Below are 22734 nucleotides of genomic sequence, written 5' to 3' on the forward strand. Positions count from 1 at the left end.
AATGCTCATCGGCAGGTGAAACGCGAACAGGCCGGGGCTTGACCCGGCCTGACGCATGGATGACGGCCGCATCGCGGCCCGAAGACAGGCGTGCTGTCAGTTCGAGTGCTTCATTTGCCCGTGGCCGTCTTTCCGTTCCAGGTCCACGGGAATCTCGACAATGACCTCACCGGCCTGCTCAAAAACCAAAGTGACGGGTATGGTTGCGCCCTGCTCAAACGGCTGTTTGAGCCCCATGAACATCACATGGTCTCCGCCCCGCTGCAGCATATGCGCCTCGCCGGCGGGGATCGCAAAACCCTCCTCGACTTCCATCATCTTGGCCACGCCGTTGTCGTCGATCTTGTGCGTATGCAGCTCGACCCGTGCTGCGATATCGGATTTGACAGCGACGAGTTGATCATCGGTGTCGCCTGAATTGCGGATCATCATGAAGGCCGCACCAGCCTTGGCATTGGCCCCCGAGGATCGGGCATAGGCATCCTCGACCGAGATCACACTTTCCGCATGGGCGGCGGTGGACATGATTGCAGCGACGAAAATAGCGGGCAGGATTGATTTGAAGGGCATCTCGCCTCTCCTTTTTGACTGTCTGATTGTGTTGCGAACGGTTTCAGACAGGGGCCGGCGGCGCGCGCGCCGGTCGCTGCGGGATCGGAGCCGCAACAAGGCTGTCGGAACGCAGCGGTATGTCAGACTTTGCCCGCTCGGGCCCTTTCGGTGCCGGCAAAGGGGTATCCAGAACCGCACCCAGCAAGTTGAGCGCATAGTCGGGACAGAAATGAGGTGGTTTGGTGGGCTGGCCGTGCTCGTCCATATAGACAACCACAGGACCGTTCCCGGTGCAAAGCACCATTTGACCGACCGCCGCATTCAATCCCCGTGACGCCGCAAAACCCTGGCCTGTCAGAACCAGCATCAGCGACAGTAGCAACGGCAACACGAGGCGATAGGATCGGGTCATCTTGGCAGAGGTTTAGGCCCGATCGGAAACGGACTTCAAGTGCCTTCGTGAACGCTGAGACAGTTTGGCGCGAACCAAGAAAAAGGGCCGGCCTGACTGGCCGGCCCCTGAATTTGTCTTGATCGAGACCTTCAAAGAATTCCGCGATCATCCGGACCGGTGTTGAGACCGGTATGCAGCCGGTTCACCCGCCGCTGCATCCGCGCACAGCTGGAAAATGAGCCAACCAGAAGAGTCGAAAGGAAGGAAATAATAATTGAAGTATTCGCAGACATTACCACACTCCGCCGTAGAATAACCGCATACATAAAACAGATTCAAAACCCTGTATGTGAACAATGTCACGTAGTCGCGCCCTTCTGCCTTCCGCACCGACGCCGCGTGCGGCACGCGCCCAACGGCAAAGTGATCCGGACGGTCTGGTTTGGGCGGAAATTCAGGCGTAGATCGTGGTCATGCCACTCAAAGCGCACACAGAAATCCAGTTCCTCAGGCTGCCGCAGATTGAGCCGGCTGAAATCGCACGGCACATGTCTGATCCCCGCGTCGCTCGGCATCTGCCTTTGCTGACGGGGCCCTGGGACATCGCGATGGCGCGGGCCTTCATAGACGCAAAAGAGGCCTGCTGGGAATGCGACGGGCTTGGGCACTGGGCGATCACGTCCGGCGGTTGCTATGTCGGCTGGGGCGGCTTCCAGCGTGAAGGCAGGGAATGGGATTTCGGCCTGGTCCTGACGGCGGATGCCTTCGGTCTGGGCACGCGCATCACCCGCAAGGCCATCGCATTCGCCCGAGCCGATGAACGCATTCCATATGTCACTTTTCTGCTTCCACCGTCCCGCCGCAATCTCTCTGCGCTACGGCGTATCGGCGCGCATTATGTCGGTCCGGAAACCTATTCCGGCGCGCAGTTCCTGAAATACAGGCTTGAGACTGGTTGAAGATCCAAAGACAAACGAAAAGCCCCTGCACCAACGGGTACAGGGGCCACGAAACAGTCTTTGGGAAAATCAGGCCGAGGCTTGCGCCTTGGCGATTTCCTTTTTCACTTTCAGCGCGTTGGCGGACAGCTCTTCGTCCTTGGCTTTTGCCAGGAACGCGTCCAGACCACCACGGTGATCGACCGAGCGCAGCGCGGCGGCCGAGATGCGCAGCTTGACGCCACGACCCAGGGTTTCCGACTGCAGGGTCACGTCGTTCAGGTTGGGCAGAAAACGACGACGAGTTCTGTTTTTGGCGTGGCTGACATTGTTGCCAGTCATCGGGCCTTTTCCGGTCAGTTCGCAACGGCGCGACATGGTTTCTTCCTTTGTTTCTGGAGGCCGGGCATCAATCCGCAGCCAAATCACAAGGGGCACAACCCGAAGTCGCGCCCGAAAACTGGTTGGATGCGTTTAGTGGGAATCGCCGGAAGGGTCAAGACAGCAGCTGCGAAATCTTTCCTTGCCAATAAATGGCCCTGAAACGGCTCAGGCATCAACAAGCAAAGGCCTGTGATTTTTGAGGTGACGAGCAATCAGACGGGTCTGTTGTTGGCTTATCGGGATCAACCTAGCGGGTTCGGATTCGTGGGTCTCATCAGCCAGTTCCGGAAAAATCGCAAGGATTTCAATCCTTGCCGCGGGTCCCAGAGATTTCAGCGCCTCAGGGCCGGTATACAGGCTTTCGGTCGGCGCGGATTCGGCAAACAGGATCTCGTGCCGGTCGAACAGCAGATGGAAGTACTCGATGCTGTCGACCGTACAATCTACGAAGATCCCCGGCAGCGCCGTCAGCTTGATCGCGGGAATCAGAACTTGATACTGACCGAACATGCGTTGCGCGATGCGAGAACCGACCATCATGCGGTGCTGGCGGGAAACCATCAGGTCCCGCGTGGGCAGCCCTGCCCCCAAAGCCCCGGCGCAAATACGGACGGGGCGCAGTTTCGGATTGGCCCTCAGATCAACCGCATCAAACCTGCGCCGACCGATCCAGCGGATGGATTGGTTGCCGCTCTCGGCCGTACAGATCAGGTCACCGGTGCGCAGGTCTTGCACCTGTACCGGGCCGCGGTCAGTCAGAATGCTCGTGCCAGCGGTAAAACACGGAACGCCGGATCCGTTTTCAAATGCGGAATAGGTGACCGTGATGCCCGACGGCAGGGTGAAACTGCCGCTGGTCAACGAATAGCTGGTGCCGGCAGACACGGTGAATGTCCCGAATAAGCTGTCGTTAACCACAGTTCCTGCAGGCAGATTCAGCGTGTCGGTACCACTGCCACCGCGCACATCGCCGGACACGCTGGTGCTGCGGAAGTTCAGAACATCATTTCCGCCGCCCAGGCGGATATTGCCAATGACCGAGCCTTGCAGCGTGACCGTGTCGTCGTCTGATCCGGCCCTTACCTGACCGCCGATCGTGCTGCCGATCACCGTGATCGTATCGATCCCGGCATTTCCACGGACACTGCCAGAGATGGTACTGTTGGTGACAGTGATGATGTCGTTGCCTCCGCGCGCGCGGATATCATCAATCGGCGTACCCTGAGGGGTGCCATTCAGCGTACCGTTGTCATTGGTGACATCGATATCGTCGTCGCCGTTTGTCCCAAAGATATCGGGCATAAGAGGCGGGTCCTGTCTCTCCGCTTGGTCACGGCAAGTCAGCTGCGCTCCGGTTTTTCTATGTGCTGGGCGCCACAACCAAGGATTTCACCTGCACTCAGGCTACAGAACTCCTCGGCGTTGCGCCAAGTTTTCCTGTCCGCGCGGGCAATGGTGTTACCCGGATGCAAGAGTCCTCAGCATCCGCTCGGCCGCCACCGAGGGGCTGAGTTGCCCCGACCCGACCTCGGCGCCCAGCCGATCCATCTCGGACCGGGCCAGCGGGGTCTCCAGCTTGGCGAGCAGCGCGTGGCGCACCTCCTGGTCGAACCAGTAGCGGGCCTGTTCGGCGCGGTTGGCCTCCCAATGGCCGTTCTTTTTGCGCCAATCGGCCAGGGCCTGCATCTCGGCCCAGGCCTGGTCCAGGCCGTGTTCCTCGACCGCCGAGACTGTCATCGCCTTGGGAAAGCCCTCGGGGTCCTGCGGGCGTTTGCGCAGCAGGCGCAGCGCCCCGGCGTAGTCGGCGCAGGTGCGGGTGGCGGTGGCTTTCAGGTCGCCGTCGGCCTTGTTGATCAGGATGAGGTCGGCCATTTCCATGATGCCGCGCTTGACGCCCTGCAATTCGTCCCCGCCGGCCGGAGCCAGCAACAGCAGGAACAGGTCGGACATTTCCGATACAACGGTTTCCGACTGGCCCACGCCCACGGTTTCGATCAGCACCACGTCGAACCCGGCCGCCTCGCACAGGGCAATGGCCTCGCGGGTGCGGCGGGCGACGCCGCCCAGATGGCTCTGGCTGGGCGAGGGGCGGATGAAGGCGTTCGGCTCTCGGCTGAGGCGTTCCATCCGGGTCTTGTCGCCCAGGATCGAGCCGCCCGAGCGGGCCGAGCTGGGATCGACCGCCAGAACCGCCACCCGCAGCCTCTGCCCGATCAGCATCATGCCGAAGCTTTCGATGAAGGTGGATTTGCCCACCCCCGGCGTTCCCGACAGGCCGATGCGCAGCGCCTGCCGCCCGACGCCCGAAAGCGCCTCGAGCAGCTGCGCCGTCTGGACGCGGTGATCGGCGCGGGTGCTTTCGACAAGGGTGATCGCGCGAGCCAGCGCCCGGCGATCGCCTTTGAGAATCCTGTCGGCAAGCTCGGCTGTGGTCATGGGCGGGGTCCTTCGTCGAAATCTGCCCTAGATGACGGGGATGGGCCGGGTTTGTCCAGTACCGCCGCGCGCGGGATTTGACGCAGGCGTTCTGGACCTTGGCCGCGGCTTTGGCGATAAGGCGGCATGACCCGTCTACCGATCGACAATGCCCTGCCCGACCTGATCGCCGCGCTGCGCGCGGGCGGCCGCGCAGTGCTGCAGGCTCCGCCCGGGGCCGGCAAGACCACGCGCGTGCCGCTGGCTATGCGCGACGCCGGCCTGTGCGACGGGCGGATCGTGATGCTGGAACCGCGGCGGCTGGCCGCCCGCGCCGCTGCCGAACGCATGGCCGAGACACTGGGCGAACGTGCGGGCGAGACCGTCGGCTATCGCGTGCGGGGCGAGGCGAAGGTATCGAAAGCCACCCGGATCGAGGTGGTGACCGAAGGCATCCTGACCCGGATGCTGCAATCCGAACCCGACCTGCCCGGCGTTGGGGCGGTGATCTTCGACGAATTCCACGAACGCTCTCTGAACGCCGATCTGGGGCTGGCCCTGTGCCTTGAGGTCGCCGGCGCGCTGCGCGACGACCTGATCCTGCTGGCGATGTCGGCCACGCTGGATGCCGATCCGGTGGCGCGGTTGATGGACGCGCCGTTGGTGACATCCGAGGGGCGCAGTTTTCCGGTTCAGACCCGCTGGCTGGACCGCCCGCTGGGCCCGCAGGCGCGGCGGCTGGACGCGTTGGTCGATCTGGTGGTTCAGGCCGAGCGCGAGACCCGTACCACCGGCGGCGGCATTCTGGTGTTCCTGCCGGGCGAGGGCGAGATCCGCCGGGCCGAGGCCGCGCTGGCCGGCCGGCTGCCCGGCGATTGCGCGATCCGGCCGCTGTTCGGCGCCCTGCCCTTCGCCGCCCAGCGCGCCGCCCTTGCGCCGGCCGAGGCCGGGCGCAAGGTGGTGCTGGCCACCGCGATCGCCGAGACCTCGCTGACCATTCCGGACATCCGGGTGGTGGTGGACATGGGCCAGGCCCGCCGCACACGGTTCGATCCGGGCTCGGGCATGTCGCGGCTGGTGACCGAGCGCGTCACCCGCGCCGAGGCGACCCAGCGCGCCGGCCGCGCGGGCCGCGTGGCCGAAGGGCTGTGCTATCGCCTGTGGTCGAAGGGTGAGGAAGGCGCCTTGCCCGCCTTTCCACCCGCCGAGATCGAGGCCGCCGACCTGACCGGCCTTGCGCTGGAACTGGCCCTGTGGGGGGCCGAGCCGCAGGATCTGGCCTTTCTGACACCACCGCCCGAGGGGGCGCTGGCCGAGGCGCGCGCGCTGATGCGGATGCTGGGCGCGCTGGACGGCAAGGGCCGGATCACCGACCATGGCCGCGCGTTGGCTGGCTTGCCGCTGCATCCGCGGCTGGGGCACATGCTGGTCACGGCCGGTGCGCAGGCCGCCCCGCTTGCCGCGCTGATGGCCGAGCGCGACCCGTTGAAGGGCGCGCCGGTGGACCTGTCGCTGCGGCTCGAGGCGCTGCGCGATCCGCGCGCCTATCAGCGCAACCGGGTCTGGCCCGCCAATCCCGGCGTTCTGGACCGAATCCGGTCCGAGGCGAAACGGCTGCGCGGCCAGATCAAGACCGAAGGCGGCCCGCTGAGCCCGGCGGCGATGGCCGCGTTGGCCTATCCCGACCGGGTCGGACAGCGGCGAAAGGGCGACGCGCCGCGCTATGTGCTGTCGGGCGGCAAGGGTGTGGTGATGGACCCCGGCGACCCGCTGGCCGCGGCGCCGTATCTGGTGGCCATCGACACCGACGGCAACCCGCGCGAGGCCCGGCTGCGCATGGCCGCGCAGATCTCAGAGGCCGAGATACGCGCGTTGTTCGCCGACCAGATCGAATGGGTCGAGACCTGCGCCTGGTCGAAACGGGACCGTCGGGTGGTGGCCCGGCGGCAGGAACGGTTCGGGGCGCTGGTGCTGGATGACCGCATCTGGAAGGACGTGCCCGACGAGTCCGTGGCCCGCGCGATGCTGGACGGCGTGCGCGATCTGGGCCTGCGGCTGGAGGGCAAGGACGCGCGACTGGCCGCGCGGGTCGAGCTGGTGCGGGCGGCGGGTGTCGACCTGCCCGATTTCTCGGAAAACGGGCTGATGGACACGCTTGAGGACTGGCTGCTGCCGATGCTGACCGGCGTGCGCAGTGCCGAGGATCGGAAGCGGTTCGACCTGCTGCCCGCCCTTCAGGCGCGGCTGAGTTGGGACCAGATGCAGGAACTGGACCGACGCGCGCCCCCGGCCTTCGTCACGCCGCTGGGGCGCAAGGTTCCGATCGACTATGGCAAGGCGGTGCCCGAGATCGCGGTTCGCCTGCAGGAGATGTTCGGGGTCACCCAGCACCCTATTGTGGGCGGCGAGCCGCTGAAGATCACCCTTCTGTCCCCCGCGCAACGCCCGATCCAGATCACCCGCGACCTGCCGGGGTTCTGGGCCGGGTCCTATGCCGATGTGCGCAAGGACATGCGCGCGCAATACCCCAAGCACCCCTGGCCCGAGGACCCGACCCAGGCCGACCCGACCCTGCGGGCCAAACGCAGGGGTGCTTGAATACCGTCTGTCAGATTGATATCTCTCGCCGTCTGGAAGGCAGAACAACAAAAAAACGGCAGGCACCCGCAATGACATGGCTGCACAAATTCTGGGAGGGGGTTCTGAAACCCCTGTTTCAGCGTCCGCGCCTCGTGCAGTTCGCGGCGCTGTGTACCCGTGGCGATGACCCCGATACGCAGGTGCTGCTGGTTACCAGCCGCGACACCGGGCGGTGGATCATCCCCAAGGGCTGGCCGATTGACGGGCTGAACGGGGCCCAAGCCGCAGCGCAGGAGGCCTGGGAAGAGGCCGGCGTGCGCACCGCCGAGGTCGATCCAGAGCCGGTCGGCAGCTACTGCTACGGCAAGGTCCGCAAAAGTGGCGTGATCGATCCGGTCTGCACCACGGTCTATCGGCTGCGGGTCACCGAACTGGCCGATGAATTTCCCGAAATGCACGAACGCACCCGCGAGTGGGTCTCGCCGCAAGAGGCGTCCGAACGGGTCCATGAACCAGAGCTGAAAAAGCTGCTGTTGCGGATCTAACCGCCGGCACCGCTCAGCCCGGCACGGATCTGATCGGGGGTCAGCGGACCCGTCTCGCCCCGCGTGATCAGCGCTGCCAACCGGTCGCAGATCGGGGTCGGCGTGCCGGTTTCGCGGCCCAGGCGAATGATCTCACCCTGCAGGCTGTCAATTTCGGTCGGACGACCGGCATCCAGATCATAGGCCATCGAGGTGCGCGCGGCGGGGTCGATCGTCAGCATCCGCGCCGCGATGCGCGAAAACAGCGGCGTGGGCAGGCGCAGGATATGCGGCGTCATCCAGGCCGGCAGCGGCGTGGTCGAGGCCACGGGATGCCCGGAGGCGGCCAGAACCGCCAGCGCCTCGGCCATCTGATCGGCCATCAGGCGGCGCCAGTCGCGGTTCAATAGCTGTTCGCGCAGGGTCAGGCCCGACAGCGCGTTCAGAGCATTGTTGAGGTTGATGACCAGCTTGCCCCATTGCACCGCCTCGATCCCGTCGGTTTCGGTGACGGGCAGATCGGGCGAGGACAAGCGGCGGGCCAGCGCGCCGGGGCCGGACTGGATCACGATGTCGCCGGATGTCGCGCGATGCCAGGTGGCCGGACCGGCAGGCACCACGTTGAACGGCACCATCCCGGCGCGTACGTCCCGCCCAGGCAGCGCGGTGCGCAGGGTGCGCGCGTTTTCCATACCGTTCTGCCACGAAATGACCGGGGCCGCGGCCGGGGCGAGCGCGGCGATCAGGCGGGCCATCTCGGCGGTGGCGCCGGTTTTCACCGTGACCAGAACCAGATCGGCGTCGGACAGGCAGGCAGGGTCATCGGACAGGGTCAGACGGTCGGCGGGGATCGTTTTGCGCAGGCCCGAATAGTCGGTCGCGGTCAGCCCGTTCTGCCGGATCGGGTCCAGCACCCGCGCCCGGCCCAGCAGCGTGACGTGGTGGCCGGCATAGGCCAGCAGCCCCCCGCAATAGCATCCGATGCTGCCCGCGCCCGCGATCACCAGTTTCATGCCGTCCCCTTCCCGTTTGCCGTCAAGGATCGCCGGGATCGCGCGGGCGGGCAAGCCGGGCGGGCGCTGACGTCGCGTTCAGCGCGCGCGCCGGGGTTTGGTGCGTTCCAGTTCGGGAGTGATCGGAATGAAATCGTCTTCGTCCCCCGGCGGCAGGTGGAAGGCGCCGTTGGCCCAATCGGCGGATTTCCATTCGCGGATCGCCGTTTCGATCTTGTCCTTCGAAGACGAGACGAAGTTCCACCAGATATACCGATCCTCATTCATCGTGGCCCCGCCCAGCAGCATCAGCCGCGCCCCCGCCGGCCCGGCAGTCACCGACAGGCGGTCACCTGGGCGGAAGACCATCATGCGGCCTTCCTCGAACCGGTCACCCGCGATCTCGACCGAGCCCTGGGTGACGTAGACGCCCCGATCCTCATGATCGTCGGGCAGCGGAAACGCGGCGCCGGGATCCAGTTGCACGTCCAGATAGAAGATTTCAGACAGCATCGTGACCGGGCTGGTTTCCCCATAGGCCGAGCCGAGGATCAGCCGGGCGCTGACACCGGCATCCTGGATATGCGGCAACGCGCCCTGCTTGTGATGTTCGAAATCGGGGGCCATGTCTTCGTGCGCTTCGGGCAGCGCGATCCAGGTCTGGATGCCGAACAGGCTGTGCCGCTTGGCGCGGGTTTCGGCGCTGGTGCGTTCGGAATGGGTGACGCCGCGGCCCGCGACCATCCAGTTGACCTCGCCGGGATAGATCATCTGATGGGTGCCAAGGCTGTCGCGATGTTCAAACTCGCCCTGGTACAGGTAGGTGACCGTGCCCAGCCCGATATGCGGATGCGGGCGTACGTCGATGCCGCCATCGGTGATGAACTCGGCCGGTCCCATCTGATCGAAGAAGATAAAGGGCCCCACCAACTGACGCTTGACCGAGGGCAGCGCGCGGCGCACCTCGAACCCGCCCAGATCGCGGGCGCGCGGGATGATCAGGGTCTCCAGCGCCGAACCTTCGCTGACGCATTCGGGGCTGTGGGTGGGGTTCCAGCTCATGTCGGTCTCCAATCCGGTGCGGCAGGATGTTCACCCTTGCCAATCTAGCGCAAAATACCAGCGGACAAAGTGCATCTACGCACAGACAAGCTGCGCCCCGGATCAGTCCTGTGCGCGGGGCCAGAGTTGCGGAAAAAACGGGCCGGCGATCCGGTCGCCCTCGGCATAGCCGGCGGCCTCAAACTGCGCCCGCTCCTCCTTGGCCCAATCGCCGCGATACCGGATCACCCCGTCCGGCCCGGTCATGCGCAGGGTGAAGCGGCGCACGGTTTCCGTGGGCGTGACCGAGGACAGCCCCCCGTGCAGCGTGCGCATGTCGAAATAGATGCAATCGCCCAGATCCAGGTCCCATTGCAGCAGGTCATAAGCGCCGGGATCGGCATTCACGTCCGGTGGCGGGTGATAGGTGCGGCCTGCAACCTGCGTGGGTTCATAGCTGGGGTGCCCGTCGGCGAAACGCACCCGCATGAACAGCTTGTCCCACAGGTGCGAGCCGCGCACGAAGGCGATCCCGTTGTCCTTACTGACCGGTTCAAGCGGCAGCCACAGCACGCACATCGAGCCTTCGAAATCGAAATAGGACAGGTCCTGATGGAATGGCGGGCGCGAGGTCGATCCGGCCTCGCGCAGGAACCAGTTGTCCATCACCAGATTGATCGGCACGGCGCCCAGCAACTCGGACGCGATTGACGCACAGGGCGAGTTGCGGACGAATTCCTCGAACTGGGGGATCTTGCTCCAGGCCCAGTAATCCTCGAGATAGGCGGGCGCGTCCGGGTCCTTGGTGTGGCGGGTGAAGTTCTCGGTCGGGGTCTGCAGATCGGCGTCGATGCCCGCGCGCAGCAACTCCAGCCAGTCCGCGCTGAATTTCTGGCGCAGCACCACCGCGCCATCGCGGCGGAAGGCGGTGATTTCATCCTTGGTCAGCAGGTTGGCATCTGTCATCGGCTTCCCCCTTGGTGACGCAAGGAAAAGGATCGCACCCGAATGGCGCAGGCGTCAAAGGTTATTGCCGTCTCGGTCCATTCCACGCGCTTTTGTCTGCAGGTCGGCCGGATTTTGCCCGGAACGCTCGGAATGAGTCGTGATCGTGCTATTCTTCCACTGTGGCGGTTGGAACAGCTGCCGGGTCAGCACAGGAGAGGTTTCGATGCCCGGAGATTCACTGAACCGAAGAACCATGCTAGTGGCCGGCACGGCGTTGGTTGCCACGGCCGGCAGCGGGCTGATTCTGCCTGCGCGGGCCAGTGGGTTGGCGCCGACCCCGTCGATGCGAGGCGGATCGAACAACTACCGCCCGGGCGCGCCGATCGTCGACCGGATCGGCGGCGGCGGCTTCTGGATGACCGGCACCGTTCGGCAGGCCGGCGACGGCGCACCCCTGCCAGGTCAGCGCATCCAGATCTGGGCGCATACCACAGAAGGCCACGAGCGCGACCCGCAAAGCCACGGTGCCACCCTGACCGATGCGAACGGAGAATTCCGGCTGGAGATGCCGCAGATCGTGCCGGCCTTTGGTCAGCCGCATGGACATCTGGCCTATGACAGCGGCGAATTCGAGACCGTCTTCCTGCGCCCGATCATGTCCAGTGCGCGCGACAAGACCCTCGCCGCGCATTTCGTTCTGCAACCGGTCTGAACCACGGTGCCGCGCCCGGGCGTCCTTGCGGTCTGGCTGGCGTTGATCGCGGCCGTTGCGGTGCCCGTGGTGGTGGCGGGGTTCAGCCCGTATCTGGCCTGGCGCAGCCCGATCTACATCGCTGCGGGCTTTGCCGGAGTCATCGGGTTGGGATTGCTGCTGGTACAGCCGCTGCTGGCCGCGCGCATGTTGCCGGGGCTGACCGCGATGAACAGCCGAATGGTGCACCGCTGGGTCGGCATCGCCCTGATCGCCATGATTGCCCTGCATGTGGGCGGGTTGTGGATCACCAGCCCCCCGGACGTGGTGGATGCCCTGCTGTTCCGGTCCCCCACCCCGTTCTCGGCTTGGGGCGTGGCGGCCATGTGGGCAGCGTTCGCCGCCGTTGTGTTGGCCGCGTTGCGCAGCCGGCTGGGATGGCGGTTCCGCCTTTGGCGGTTGGCCCATGCCAGTCTTGCGCTTGTGACCATCCTAGGCACGGTCGTTCATGCCCTGCTGATCGAGGGCGCAATGGAAACCGTCACCAAGGCCACATTGTGCGGGCTTGTATTATTCGCCTGCGTCCGAGCGTTGATCAGATTGCAGGTCTGGGACGTGAAACCGCGGGGTTAAGCGACGGGCGCACGTCAGGTCGCCAGGCGCTTGGCATAGGTTGCGCGGTTCATCTCTACATCCCGTACGGTAATGTTGCCGACCTTCGGCGCCGCGGCGGCCAGAACATCCAGAATGATCGCGTTCAGCTCGGCTCGCGTCCGTTCATCCCGTCCCTGCATCAGCAACAGAGAGGCATGGATGAAGGTCTGCGGCTCGGTCCCGATGAAGGAATATGGGATCGGCATCGCGCGGATTTTGAGCGTTGGTGCGTCAAACTCCTCATGCGCGGCGAGGACCCTATAGAGTTCTTCGCATATGGCTTGAAAATCATGCGATTGCTCAAGTCCGGCTGAAAATTCCAAGACGACGTGCGGCATGGGAGCCTCCAAGAACGAAAGAGAACCAGTGGCTCCCATTGAATGTCTGAGGGGGCTTCAGACCCCCAAACACCAGCGCATTACCGCCTTCTGCGCATGCAGGCGGTTTTCGGCCTCGTCAAAGATCACCGAGTTCGGCCCATCCATCACCTCGGAGGTCGCTTCCTCCTCGCGGTGGGCGGGCAGGCAGTGCATGAACAGGGCGTCGGGTTTGGCATGGGACATGAGCTCCGCGTTGACCTGATAGGGCCGCAGCAGGTTGTGCCGGCGTTCCTTCGCGGATTGGGAATCGTGCATCGAAACCCAGGTGTCGGCCACAACCAGATCAGCGCCATCGACGGCCTTGTACGGGTCGCGTTCGATCACCACCTTCGAGCCCTTCTGGCGGGCGAAACCCATGAACTCTTCCTCGGGATCGAACTGGGCGGGGCCGGTGAAGGTCAGGTCAAAGCCGAACTGGCCCGCCGCGTGCAGGAACGAGGCGCAGACATTGTTGCCGTCACCCGTCCAGACCACCTTTTTCCCGTCGATGGGGCCGCGGTGTTCTTCATAGGTCAGCACGTCGGCCATGATCTGGCAGGGATGGGTGCGGTCGGTCAGGCCGTTGATCACCGGCACGTCCGAGTATTCGGCCATCTCGGTCAGGATGGTTTCGTCAAAGGTGCGGATCATGATCATGTCGACATAGCGCGACAGCACGCGGGCGGTGTCGGCAATGGTCTCGCCATGGCCCAGCTGCATGTCCTTGCCCGACAGCACCATGGTCTGACCGCCCATCTGGCGTACGCCCACATCGAAAGAAACGCGGGTCCGGGTCGAAGGTTTTTCGAAGATCAGCGCCACCATGCGGCCGGCCAGCGGCTGTTCGTCGTCGGGCGCGGCCTTGGGACGGCCCAACCGGGCCTGCTTCATCGCGCCGGCCTGGTCGATCATCGACCGCAGCGCGGCGGCGTCGGTTTTGTGGATATCAAGGAAATGGTTCATGTCGGTTCGCTTTTTCACTGTCGGTTGCCGGGGGGCACCGCCCCCGGCGTATTCGGGAATAGGGGGCGTCAGGCCTAGGCGAGTTGGCCTTGAACCTGCCGGGCGGCTTTCTCGAGGCGGATCTGGGCCTGGGCAATGTCATCCTCGGTCAGGGTCAGCGGCGGCAGCAGGCGGATCACGTTGTCGGCCGCGGGCACGGTGATGACTTCGTTTTCATAACCGGCCGCGACAACATCGGTGTTGGGCGCTTTGCATTTCAGGCCCAGCATCAGGCCGGATCCGCGGACCTCTTCGAACACGTCGGGGTGATCGGCGACTAGGCCCTCGAGCTTTTGGCGTAGCAGACCCGCCTTTCGGTTGACGCCGTCCAGGAAGGCCGGGGTTGCCACGTGGTCCAGAACCGCGCAGCCCACCGCGCAGCCCAGCGGGTTGCCGCCATAGGTCGACCCATGGGTGCCCGCGGTCATGCCGCTGGCGGCCGCTTCGGTAGCCAGCACCGCACCTAACGGGAAGCCGCCACCGATACCCTTGGCCGCCATCATGATGTCGGGCGTGATGCCCGCCCATTCATGGGCAAAGAGTTTCCCGGTCCGGCCGACGCCGCACTGCACCTCGTCGAGGATCAGCAGCAAGCCGTTGTCGTCGCAGATCTGGCGCAGGGCCTTGAGCTCGACATCGGGGACGGGGCGGATGCCGCCCTCGCCCTGGATCGGCTCGATCATGATCGCGGCGGTCTTGTCGCTGATCGCGTTGGTCACACCGTCCAGATCGCCGAAGGCGACATGCACGAACCCCGGCAGCAGCGGGCCGAACCCCTTGGTCATTTTCTCGGACCCGGCAGCGGCGATGCCCGCTGAAGAACGCCCATGGAAAGACCCATCAAACGTGATGATCTCCACCCGCTCGGGTTGCCCCTGATCGTAGAAGTATTTGCGGGCCATCTTGACCGCCAACTCGCATGACTCGGTGCCCGAATTGGTGAAAAACACCGTGTCGGCAAAGGTCAGATCCACCAGCTTGTCGGCCAGCGCCTGCTGCTGCGGAATATGGTACAGGTTCGACACGTGCCACAGCGCGTGCGCCTGGTCGGTCAGGGCATTGACCAGTGCCGGGTGGGCATGGCCCAGCGCATTCACCGCGATCCCCGCGCCCAGATCAAGGAAACGTCGGCCGTCCGCCTCGGTCAGCCAGGCGCCTTCGCCCTTCACGAAGGTCAGCGGAGCACGATTGTAGGTCGGCAGAACGGACGGGATCATCGGATCATCCTTTTTGGAAAACTTGAACCCAGTGACTGAAACACTGAGACCGGGTTCGTCAACAGATTTGGTGAGAGATGCGCGGATTTGGTTCGCGCGCGCAGGATCAAACGGGCCGGTTACGCAATGATGCGTCGACGTCGGAGCGGCAGGATATGCACGAGTTTGATCATGGGCGCCGGTATAGCGGGGCCAGCCCAGTGTGGAAAGGCAAAATGTATCCGCCCATGGATTTTTTGCAGGCGCGGGTCGAGCGCCTTGCAATTCGGGCTTGTCATTTCTCTTACCCTGGCGCACCGATGGCCCATGTTCTCACCACAAGCCCACAACCCTGCCCTGGCAGCCGTACTTATCTTCTGCGCCAGCGCTTTCATCGCGGGCACGACATTGCTGGCCAAAGCACTGGGCACCGAGACACTGGGCCCGCCCCTGCACCCGATGCAGATCAGCCATGGCCGGTTCCTGTTCGCATTTGTGGTCATCGTGGCAGCGGTTGGCGTTCTGCGTCCCCAACTACGGCGTCCCCACTGGGGCCTGCATGTCGGACGCACCAGCTTCGGGTGGACTGGCATTACTCTGATGTTCGCGTCGGTCGCCTATATCCCCATAGCCGATGCCACGGCGATATCGTTTCTGAACCCTGTTTTCGCGATGGTTCTGGCCATTCCTCTGCTGAAAGAGACCGTGGGGCCTTGGCGCTGGTTGGCGGCGGCGGTGGCTTTGACGGGGGCCATCATCCTGCTGCGCCCGACCCCCGACAGCTTTCAACCCGCGGCTCTGCTGGCCTTGGCGGCGGCGGCAGTGATCGGGATGGAACTGATCTTCATCAAAAAGCTGTCTGGCCGCGAGAGCCCCATCCAGATCCTGCTCATCAACAATGCCATGGGCTTGACGATTGCCAGCATCGCGGTCGCAACCGTCTGGCAGCCACCATCGCCCGCTCAGTGGGCGGCTTTGGCCGGCATTGGTTTTCTGATGGCTTGCGCGCAGGCCTGCTTCGTCAATGGAATGGCCCGGGCAGATGCCTCGTTCGTAGCGCCAATCAGCTATGCAACGCTGATATTCGCCGCGCTTTATGACTTTGCGGTGTTCCGGGTCGTTCCGGATTGGGTCAGTTTGCTGGGCTCAGGGGTCATTCTGACCGGAGCGCTGATCCTTGTCTGGCGCGAGGCGCGAGCCAGACGCCGCTAGAATTTTTTTCTACGGCCTTGTCCGCAGGCGACCCCGATGTCGCAAACTCTCATGAAACCGACACCGCATGACGCACCCTGAATGCCGTTGGTTAGAGAGATTGCCCGATGCACGAACGCCGAATCCCGGAATGGGTCCGTCATGCGCCCGCGCCCTCCGTTCGCAAGTTCGGCATACTTGCCGGGTTCGAGGCCGTGGTTCGCGGCATCCTGATTTCCGTATTCCCCTTGGTGATGTACCGGGCCATGGGCGACGCCGGGTTCGTCTCGCTCGTTTACTTTCTGGTCGGCCTCGTTTCGTTATTGGCCGGACTGATGGTGCCGTTCCTGATCCGCTATGTCCCCCGCCGATGGGCCTACACAGCCGGCTGCGTTATGTTCATCACCGGCGCTCTGCTGGCCATCGACGGCAGCCCCGAGGCCGTGATCGGCGCGCTTGCGCTGAACACCGTTGCCGCGGTGGTTACTTTCATCTGCTTCAACGCCTACGTTTTGGACTACATCAGCAAGATCGAGCTCGGCCGCTGCGAAACAAGCCGGATGTTCTACAGCGCGCTGGGTTGGACAGCGGGGCCGATGGCAGGCGTGATGCTGATGGAATTATGGGCGCCGGCCCCTTTCATCATCAGCGCGACCGCCGCCACCGGGATGCTGATCATGTTCTGGGCCATGCGTCTGGGCAACGGCAAACTGATTACCAAGGCCAGGAGGGCAACGAAAAATCCGCTGTCTTTTCTACCACGGTTCTTTGCCCAACCACGGCTGGTGGCCGGGTATCTGTTTGCCATGATCCGGTCCTGTGGCTGGTGGATCTATGTGGTCTACCTTCCGATTTTCGCCATCGAAAACGGGTTGGGTGAGCAATTGGGCGGCACGCTTTTATCAGCCACGAACGCCATGCTGTTTGCTGCCCCCCTGATTCTGCGCTGGGTCCAGAACCGGTCTCTGCGCAGCGCCGTACGAACGGGCTTTGCCGCCTGCGCCACATGTTTTCTGTTGGCTGCAATTCTCTCGGGCTGGCCGGTGGCATCGGTCGTCGCACTGGTCATGGGGTCAATCTGGTTGATCGTGCTGGACATTTGTGCCGGTCTGCCATTCTTGATGGCGGTGAAGCCGTCCGAGCGGACAGAGATGTCCGCAATCTATTCCAGCTATCGCGACGTTTCGGGAATTCTGACACCGGGCGTTGCCGCCTTGGTGTTGCTGGCGACACCGGTGGCTGGTGTTTTTGCAGCAGGTGGGTTTGCACTGCTGGGCGCCTGGTCCGTGGCCGCGCGACTGCATCCGCGGCTGGGACGCCCCCGCGTGCCGCTACAGCCCGGTTCGTTGTCCGAAGCCGCCTAGGCCTTCAAACGGTAACCGGTCCGCAGCATTTGCCAGATGACGGCGCAGATCAGCAGGGTGGACAGCAAACAGACGGCCATCCCCAACATCGGGTTGCTGTCCGACACTCCGATCATGCCATATCGCAATCCGTCGATCAGGTAGAAAACGGGGTTCACGTGGCTGATCCTGTTCAGCAACGGCGGCAACGCGTCGACCGAGTAGAAGGTGCCGGACAGAAACGCCAACGGAGTAACGATGAAGTTGGTGATGGCGGCCATCTGATCGAACTTGTTGGCGAAGACCCCTGCCAGTAGGCCCAGCGCGCCCATGAACGCACCCCCAAGAATGACGAAAACCAAGGCCAGCGCGGGATGCTGCGGCATCAGCCCCAAGCCAAGCGCCAGCGCAGCGGCCAGCATCAACGCGATCAGCACACCCCGTGCGATGCCGCCCGCCAGATAGCCCAGCAAAATCTCGAGCGGGGACAGCGGCGGCATCAGGGTATCGACGATGTTGCCCTGCACTTTCGAGATCACCATCGAGGACGAAGTGTTGGCAAAGGCGTTCTGAATCACTGTCATCATCATGATCCCGGGCGCCAGGAATGTCAGGAAGGGCACGCCCATGACATCCGGCCGCCCCGGGCCGACGGCGATGTTGAAGATCAGCAGGAACAGCCCCGCTGTGACCAGAGGCGCCAGCAGGGTCTGCGTCCAGACCGCCAGGAAGCGCAGGGTTTCGCGCTGGGCCAGTGTCCACAACCCCATCCAGTTGACCGCTCCGAAACGGCGCATGTCCTGATCCGCGAGATTCTGCATTCCTGCCCCCAATCTGATTCGATGACCGCTTGTAACTCGGCCCGCAGTGATTAGAATAGGGCGCTGAGACGAATTCCGAAGGCGGCCCGTGACCGAGGCCGCTTTCCCGCTTTTGAAAGGCTACCCATGTCCTGGACAGACGAGCGCGTTGAACTGCTCAAGAAAATGTGGGGCGAAGGCCAGTCGGCCAGCCAGATCGCCAAGGAACTGGGCGGGGTCACCCGCAATGCGGTGATCGGCAAGGTCCATCGCCTGGGCCTGTCGAACCGGACCGCCGGCGCCGCACCGGCCAAGGCCGAGCCCAAGGAAAAACCGGCCCCCGCACCCAAGGCCGAGGCCAAGCCCAAACCCGCCCCCAAGACCGAACCGGCCCGCCCTGCAGCAGCCGCGCCGGCCGCCGAGGCAAAGCCGGCCACGCCGCCGCGCCGCCAGATCATTCCGGCCGGCCAGCCGCTGCCGCCGCAGCCTTCGGCCAATGAAATCAGCCCCGAGGCACTGGCCAAGGTCAACGAGGTCGAGAAGAAGGCCAAGAAGCTGACCCTGATGGAACTGACCGAAAAGACCTGCAAATGGCCCGTGGGCGATCCGGCCACGGATGATTTCTGGTTCTGCGGTCTGCCGGCCGAGCCGGGCAAACCCTATTGCGAGGCACATGTGGGCGTCGCCTTCCAACCCATGAGCTCGCGCCGCGACCGGCGGCGCTGAGGCCCATGCGCCAGGATCCGACAGCGATGGAGGATACCTGGCTGGCCCGGGCCAAACGGCTTTTGGCGCTGGCCGAAACCGGCCAGCATTTCACCACCGATCCGTTCGACCGCGAACGTTATGACGAGATCGCCGGAATGGCCCACGCGATGCTGGCCGACCTGGGTCGGGTGCCTTTGTCACAGATCGAAATGGCGATGCCTGCCCACTCGGGCGGATACTCAACACCCAGCATCGACATCCGCGCCGCCGTAATTCGCAACGGCGGTATCCTGCTGGTACGGGAACGCAGCGACGGGTTGTGGGCGATGCCTGGCGGTTTTGCCGATATCGGCAGCTCTCCGTCGGAGAACATCGAACGCGAAGTCTTGGAGGAAGCCGGTCTGCGTGTCGCGGCGCAGACACTCTATGCCGTACGCCACAAGGCACGGCATCCCTACCCGGCAGATCCACGGGATTTCTACAAACTGTTCTTCCTGTGTAGCCCTTTCGATGCCGCCACCCCGATACCGGGCCCCGAAACCAGCGAAGCGGCGTTTTTCGCCCCGGATGCGTTGCCGGACCTGTCCCTGACACGCAATCTGGAAAAAGACATCCACGATGCGTTTCAAGCGAACGGCAAGTCATCCAGCCCGGCGATGTTTGACTGACCGTTACTGCGCCGGGTGCGAATGTGGTCCTGCCGGCAGGTGCACCCATTTGGGCAGTTCGTCGGGCGAAACCGAGACATGCAGGCGTTCGGACGGGTCCTGACCTACGGTGCGATGCTTGCGCAGCAGGAAGATCTTGCCCCACCCCCGCCACGTCCCGACCGACGGTGCATGGGGATCAGTGGGAAAGCGGGTGCGCCAATCTTCTGGCAGCGGCAGACCATGCAACTCGGCCTTGTCGAGCATCCACACCAGCGAAATGTTGGCCAGCGGACGCGCGGGCTCGAACCCGCTGAGTTGCCCCCCGACGTCACCATGCGTGCCGCGGAACCAGACCTGTTCGCAGTGGCCGCGGAAATCCGGCGCGGTCGCCCAAAGAACTGGCGTGAAGACCTCTCGCGTTTCATCCAACGCCAGCGCATGATACCCGTGCCGGGTGGACGGCCCGAGGTGGTGGTTGTGAAATGAATGCCGCTCTTCGGCCATGCGCCACAGCAGCGGCAGGCGCAGTCCCAATGCCTTGACCGTGTCCCAGACGCCGATCATCTCAATTTCGACGCCGTCGTGGCAGAAATTCCGGCGAAAGTCCTGCGCGGCCTGCCCGCCCGGGTTGCACTCATAATGCCGGTAGGCCTGCTTGATGTTGCGCTCGGTCGCATGCTCGGCCTGCAGCAGCCCGATCATATCGATGACGCCGGCAAGGCTGCGCACACCATAGGCGCCGCGGGAATAGCCGATGAAGTAGATCCGATCGCCGGGCTTGTACCGCGAGGCAAGATAGCCGTAGGCCCTGCGGATCTGGCGATTGATCCCCCGCCCCATCATCACGTCCAGCGTGGACTTCCAGCTCTCCCATTGCACGCCCGCTTCATAGAAGACCGAGACCTGATTGCCCATTTCACGGCACAGCCGAAAGGTCTGGCCGGCATGGGTCTCGAAGCCGGGCTCCAGGGTAGACATCGTTCCGTCCAGGATGATGACATGACTGATGGGTTCGCGGTGTCGCGTTTCGGCAGAATGCTCGGACCGCAGGGGGCGGCCGAGCCATCCAAGTATCTTCTTACCGAACCGCGACAGTACCATTCGACAACAATTCCCAAACCTTGACCGGAGTGAACGGCATGTCCGCCTGCCGCACCCCATGATCCCAGAGCGCATCCTGCACCGCATTTGCAACCGCGGCCAATGCGCCAACGGTGCCTGCCTCGCCGCATCCTTTCATTCCCATGGGGTTGGCGGTCGACGGAACCGGCGCCGAGGTAAACCTAATCATGGGTATGTCAGCGGCGCGCGGCAAGGCGTAATCCATGAACGTTGCCGTGAGCAACTGCCCCTCACCATCATGCACCACGTGCTCGCACAGCGCCTGGCCGATACCCTGAGCCACCCCGCCATGCACCTGCCCTTCGGCCAGCATGGGGTTGATGAGATTGCCGAAATCATCGACGACCGTATAGCGGTCGACCGTCGTCGTGCCGGTTTCCGGGTCGATCACGATCTCGGCAACATGGGCGCCGTTGGGATAGCTGCGCGCCTCAAGCCGCGTGCGGGCCTCGTGCTGCAGCAGGTCGGTGCGGCCATCCGCGCGGGCCATCTCGGCCGCTTCGATCAGCGTGGGCGTCAGGTTCGACCCCGGCGCGCGAAAGGTTTCATGGTCGAAGGTCACATTACTTTCCTCGACCCCCATTTTATCCGCCAGATAGGGCGTGAATGCGGCAATCATCTGGTCAATCGTGACCAGCGTCGCCGCGCTTTGGACCGTGACCGAGCGCGACCCGCCGGTGCCTCCGCCCTGCGCCATGCGGTCGCTGTCGCCCTGCACGACCCGGATTCGGTCGGCCGGAATCCCCGTCTGATCCGACAGGAACTGGGCATAGACCGTCTCATGCCCCTGCCCGTTCGATTGCGTCCCGACATAAAGATTCACGGTTCCGTCCTGACAGAATTCGACTTTTGCGCCTTCGGAAGGGTCACCCAGAATGCTTTCGATATAGTAACAAAGCCCCTGCCCCCGGATCAGGCCGCGTTCGGCGTCGGCGGCCTTGCGCGCGGCGAAACCATCGGTCTGTTCGGCGGCGCGGGACAGGACCATTCCGAAATCGCCCACGTCATAGGTTTCACCGGTGGCCGAGACATAGGGAAAGTTGTCGGGTCGGATGAAGTTGCGGCGGCGCAGCTCCCACGGGTCGACGCCCAGTTCCCGCGCGGCGCGGTCCATCGCGCGTTCCAGCACATAGATCGCCTCGGGTCGGCCGGCACCGCGATAGGCATCGACCTGAGTGGTGTTGGTATAAAACCCCTCGACCCGCAGATAGGTTTTCTGCACGTCATAGACGCCGGGCAGCACGCATTTGAACAGGTTGGTCTGGATCGCCTGACCGAAATGGCTGTTGTAGGCGCCCAGGTTGCAGCGGCTGTGGACCCGGTAGGCGGTGATCCGAAGATCCTCGTCAAAGGCCAGCTCGGCCAGCGAGGTCAGGTCGCGCCCGTGGTGGTCGGACAGCATCGCCTCGGTCCGGTCCGACATCCAGTGCACGGGCTGGCCCAGCTGCATCGCCGCCACCGCGACCGAGAAATACTCGGGATACGGCATCGCCTTCATGCCGAACCCGCCGCCCACATCGGGCGTGGTGACGTGGACGGCCTGCGGGTCCAGCCGCAGCTTGTCGGCCAGCTGCGCCTTCATCCCCCAGACACCCTGCCCGCCATAGCTGAAATGCAGCCGCCCGTCGGACCAGACCGCGTTGCAGCCGCGCGGCTCGATCGAGTTCACGATCACCCGGTTGTCGGCCACCTGCAGCGACACGACATGGGCGGCGGCGTCAAAGGCGTCCTGGGTCGCGGCCTCGTCGCCCACGGCCCAGTCAAAGGCGCGGTTGTCGGGCGCCTCGGGGTGCAGCGGCTCACCGCCCGGCGCAAGGTCCAGCTTGGCGGGGCGGTCGGCTGTGTCCATCCAGATCAGCTCGGCGGCGTCGCGGGCCTGCGCCAGCGTTTCGGCCACGACCATCGCCACCGGCTCGCCGACGAAGCGCACCCGGTCGCGGGCCAGCATGTGGCGCGGGGGATTGGCGGCGCGGGTGCCGTCGCGGTTGACAAGGATCGTGGCGCTCAGCACCGGGTCGATCCCGGCGGCGATCAAGTCATCGATGGTCAGCACCAGCCGCACGCCGGGCGCGGCGCGGGCAGCGTTGAGGTCCAGCCCGGTGATGTCGCCATGCGCCACCGGGCTGCGAAAGAACACCGCGTGCAGCGCGCCGGGTGGCACCGTATCGTCCATGTAGCGCCCCTGCCCGGTCAGGAACCGCTGATCCTCGGTCCGGGTGACCGGTTGGCTCTTGCCGAACTTTTCCATGA

The 22734-nt window shown here is 64.2% G+C and carries 23 protein-coding genes; 9 read left to right on the forward strand and 14 right to left on the reverse strand.

The window, feature by feature from the left end:
- Window positions 1-96 precede the first annotated feature (96 nt).
- Window positions 97-570: a copper chaperone PCu(A)C gene (locus tag GOW72_RS09125; protein ID WP_170366620.1), complete on the reverse strand. Its 474-nt coding sequence runs from the start codon at window positions 568-570 to the stop codon at window positions 97-99.
- 43 nt (window positions 571-613) lie between these two features.
- Window positions 614-964, reverse strand: coding sequence for a hypothetical protein (locus GOW72_RS09130; protein ID WP_170366621.1), 351 nt, complete (start codon window positions 962-964; stop codon window positions 614-616).
- A 455-nt stretch (window positions 965-1419) separates the two neighbouring features.
- Here GOW72_RS09130 and GOW72_RS09135 point away from each other — a divergent pair, with 455 nt between their 5' ends.
- A complete protein-coding gene (locus GOW72_RS09135) occupies window positions 1420-1905 on the forward strand; it encodes a GNAT family N-acetyltransferase (RefSeq protein WP_170358285.1) in 486 nt (161 codons plus the stop codon).
- A 69-nt stretch (window positions 1906-1974) separates the two neighbouring features.
- On the opposite strand, the gene rpmB is transcribed toward GOW72_RS09135, so the two are convergent.
- The 3 genes from rpmB to meaB form a co-directional block, all read right to left on the reverse strand.
- Window positions 1975-2262: a 50S ribosomal protein L28 gene (gene rpmB, locus GOW72_RS09140; RefSeq protein WP_039532366.1), complete on the reverse strand. Its 288-nt coding sequence runs from the start codon at window positions 2260-2262 to the stop codon at window positions 1975-1977.
- A gap of 171 nt (window positions 2263-2433) precedes the next feature.
- Window positions 2434-3570, reverse strand: a complete 1137-nt coding sequence (locus tag GOW72_RS09145) for a Hint domain-containing protein (RefSeq protein ID WP_170366622.1) — start codon at window positions 3568-3570, stop codon at window positions 2434-2436.
- 156 nt (window positions 3571-3726) lie between these two features.
- Complete coding sequence (meaB, locus tag GOW72_RS09150) at window positions 3727-4704, reverse strand: methylmalonyl Co-A mutase-associated GTPase MeaB (RefSeq protein ID WP_170366623.1); 978 nt, start codon at window positions 4702-4704, stop codon at window positions 3727-3729.
- A gap of 126 nt (window positions 4705-4830) precedes the next feature.
- Here meaB and hrpB point away from each other — a divergent pair, with 126 nt between their 5' ends.
- Window positions 4831-7281 (forward strand): ATP-dependent helicase HrpB, encoded by a 2451-nt coding sequence (gene hrpB / locus GOW72_RS09155; RefSeq protein ID WP_170366624.1) that lies wholly within the window; start codon window positions 4831-4833, stop codon window positions 7279-7281.
- 71 nt (window positions 7282-7352) lie between these two features.
- Window positions 7353-7808: an NUDIX hydrolase gene (locus GOW72_RS09160; RefSeq protein ID WP_170366625.1), complete on the forward strand. Its 456-nt coding sequence runs from the start codon at window positions 7353-7355 to the stop codon at window positions 7806-7808.
- On the opposite strand, the gene GOW72_RS09165 is transcribed toward GOW72_RS09160, so the two are convergent.
- The 3 genes from GOW72_RS09165 to GOW72_RS09175 form a co-directional block, all read right to left on the reverse strand.
- Entirely contained in the window at window positions 7805-8800 is a 996-nt protein-coding gene (locus tag GOW72_RS09165; RefSeq protein ID WP_170366626.1) for a 2-dehydropantoate 2-reductase, read from the reverse strand. The genes GOW72_RS09160 and GOW72_RS09165 overlap by 4 nt on opposite strands.
- Before the next feature lie 78 nt (window positions 8801-8878).
- Complete coding sequence (locus GOW72_RS09170) at window positions 8879-9841, reverse strand: pirin family protein (RefSeq protein ID WP_170366627.1); 963 nt, start codon at window positions 9839-9841, stop codon at window positions 8879-8881.
- Window positions 9842-9943: 102 nt separating this feature from the next.
- The gene (locus GOW72_RS09175) at window positions 9944-10786 is read right to left on the reverse strand and encodes a phytanoyl-CoA dioxygenase family protein (RefSeq protein WP_170358271.1); all 843 of its coding nucleotides are present in this window, start codon (window positions 10784-10786) and stop codon (window positions 9944-9946) included.
- 205 nt (window positions 10787-10991) lie between these two features.
- On the opposite strand from GOW72_RS09175, the gene GOW72_RS09180 reads away from it, so the two are divergent.
- A complete protein-coding gene (locus GOW72_RS09180; protein ID WP_170366628.1) occupies window positions 10992-11480 on the forward strand; it encodes a peptidase associated/transthyretin-like domain-containing protein in 489 nt (162 codons plus the stop codon).
- A 6-nt stretch (window positions 11481-11486) separates the two neighbouring features.
- Window positions 11487-12092 carry a ferric reductase-like transmembrane domain-containing protein gene (locus GOW72_RS09185; protein ID WP_170366629.1) on the forward strand — a complete coding sequence of 202 codons (606 nt, stop codon included), beginning with the start codon at window positions 11487-11489 and terminating at the stop codon, window positions 12090-12092.
- A gap of 14 nt (window positions 12093-12106) precedes the next feature.
- Here the strand turns inward: GOW72_RS09185 and GOW72_RS09190 are convergent, their stop codons facing one another.
- The 3 genes from GOW72_RS09190 to GOW72_RS09200 form a co-directional block, all read right to left on the reverse strand.
- Entirely contained in the window at window positions 12107-12451 is a 345-nt protein-coding gene (locus GOW72_RS09190; RefSeq protein ID WP_170337995.1) for a 5-carboxymethyl-2-hydroxymuconate Delta-isomerase, read from the reverse strand.
- A 57-nt stretch (window positions 12452-12508) separates the two neighbouring features.
- Window positions 12509-13435 (reverse strand): ornithine carbamoyltransferase, encoded by a 927-nt coding sequence (gene argF, locus GOW72_RS09195; protein WP_170366630.1) that lies wholly within the window; start codon window positions 13433-13435, stop codon window positions 12509-12511.
- A 74-nt stretch (window positions 13436-13509) separates the two neighbouring features.
- The gene (locus tag GOW72_RS09200) at window positions 13510-14691 is read right to left on the reverse strand and encodes an aspartate aminotransferase family protein (RefSeq protein WP_170366631.1); all 1182 of its coding nucleotides are present in this window, start codon (window positions 14689-14691) and stop codon (window positions 13510-13512) included.
- A gap of 306 nt (window positions 14692-14997) precedes the next feature.
- Between GOW72_RS09200 and GOW72_RS09205 the strand changes: the two genes are divergently transcribed.
- Window positions 14998-15882, forward strand: coding sequence for a DMT family transporter (locus tag GOW72_RS09205; RefSeq protein WP_170337989.1), 885 nt, complete (start codon window positions 14998-15000; stop codon window positions 15880-15882).
- Window positions 15883-15989: 107 nt separating this feature from the next.
- On the forward strand, window positions 15990-17225 hold the full coding sequence (locus GOW72_RS09210) for an MFS transporter (protein ID WP_170366632.1): 1236 nt from the start codon (window positions 15990-15992) through the stop codon (window positions 17223-17225).
- Here GOW72_RS09210 and GOW72_RS09215 read toward each other — a convergent pair.
- Window positions 17222-18025, reverse strand: coding sequence for an ABC transporter permease (locus GOW72_RS09215; RefSeq protein ID WP_093962716.1), 804 nt, complete (start codon window positions 18023-18025; stop codon window positions 17222-17224). The two genes, GOW72_RS09210 and GOW72_RS09215, sit on opposite strands and share 4 nt — an antisense overlap.
- Window positions 18026-18151: 126 nt before the next feature.
- Between GOW72_RS09215 and GOW72_RS09220 the strand changes: the two genes are divergently transcribed.
- Both GOW72_RS09220 and GOW72_RS09225 read left to right on the forward strand, forming a co-directional pair.
- A complete protein-coding gene (locus GOW72_RS09220; protein ID WP_005977688.1) occupies window positions 18152-18730 on the forward strand; it encodes a GcrA family cell cycle regulator in 579 nt (192 codons plus the stop codon).
- Between the two features lie 5 nt (window positions 18731-18735).
- The gene (locus GOW72_RS09225) at window positions 18736-19380 is read left to right on the forward strand and encodes an NUDIX hydrolase (RefSeq protein WP_217358122.1); all 645 of its coding nucleotides are present in this window, start codon (window positions 18736-18738) and stop codon (window positions 19378-19380) included.
- A 3-nt stretch (window positions 19381-19383) separates the two neighbouring features.
- Here GOW72_RS09225 and GOW72_RS09230 read toward each other — a convergent pair whose 3' ends face one another.
- Both GOW72_RS09230 and GOW72_RS09235 read right to left on the reverse strand, forming a co-directional pair.
- Window positions 19384-20463 carry a DUF2235 domain-containing protein gene (locus GOW72_RS09230; protein WP_170366633.1) on the reverse strand — a complete coding sequence of 360 codons (1080 nt, stop codon included), beginning with the start codon at window positions 20461-20463 and terminating at the stop codon, window positions 19384-19386.
- Window positions 20441-22732 (reverse strand): xanthine dehydrogenase family protein molybdopterin-binding subunit, encoded by a 2292-nt coding sequence (locus GOW72_RS09235; RefSeq protein WP_170366634.1) that lies wholly within the window; start codon window positions 22730-22732, stop codon window positions 20441-20443. The genes GOW72_RS09230 and GOW72_RS09235 overlap by 23 nt, the downstream gene beginning before the upstream one ends.
- Between the last annotated feature and the right edge of the window lie 2 nt (window positions 22733-22734).

The organism is Ruegeria arenilitoris (assembly GCF_013032855.1).
Taxonomy (GTDB): domain Bacteria; phylum Pseudomonadota; class Alphaproteobacteria; order Rhodobacterales; family Rhodobacteraceae; genus Ruegeria; species Ruegeria arenilitoris.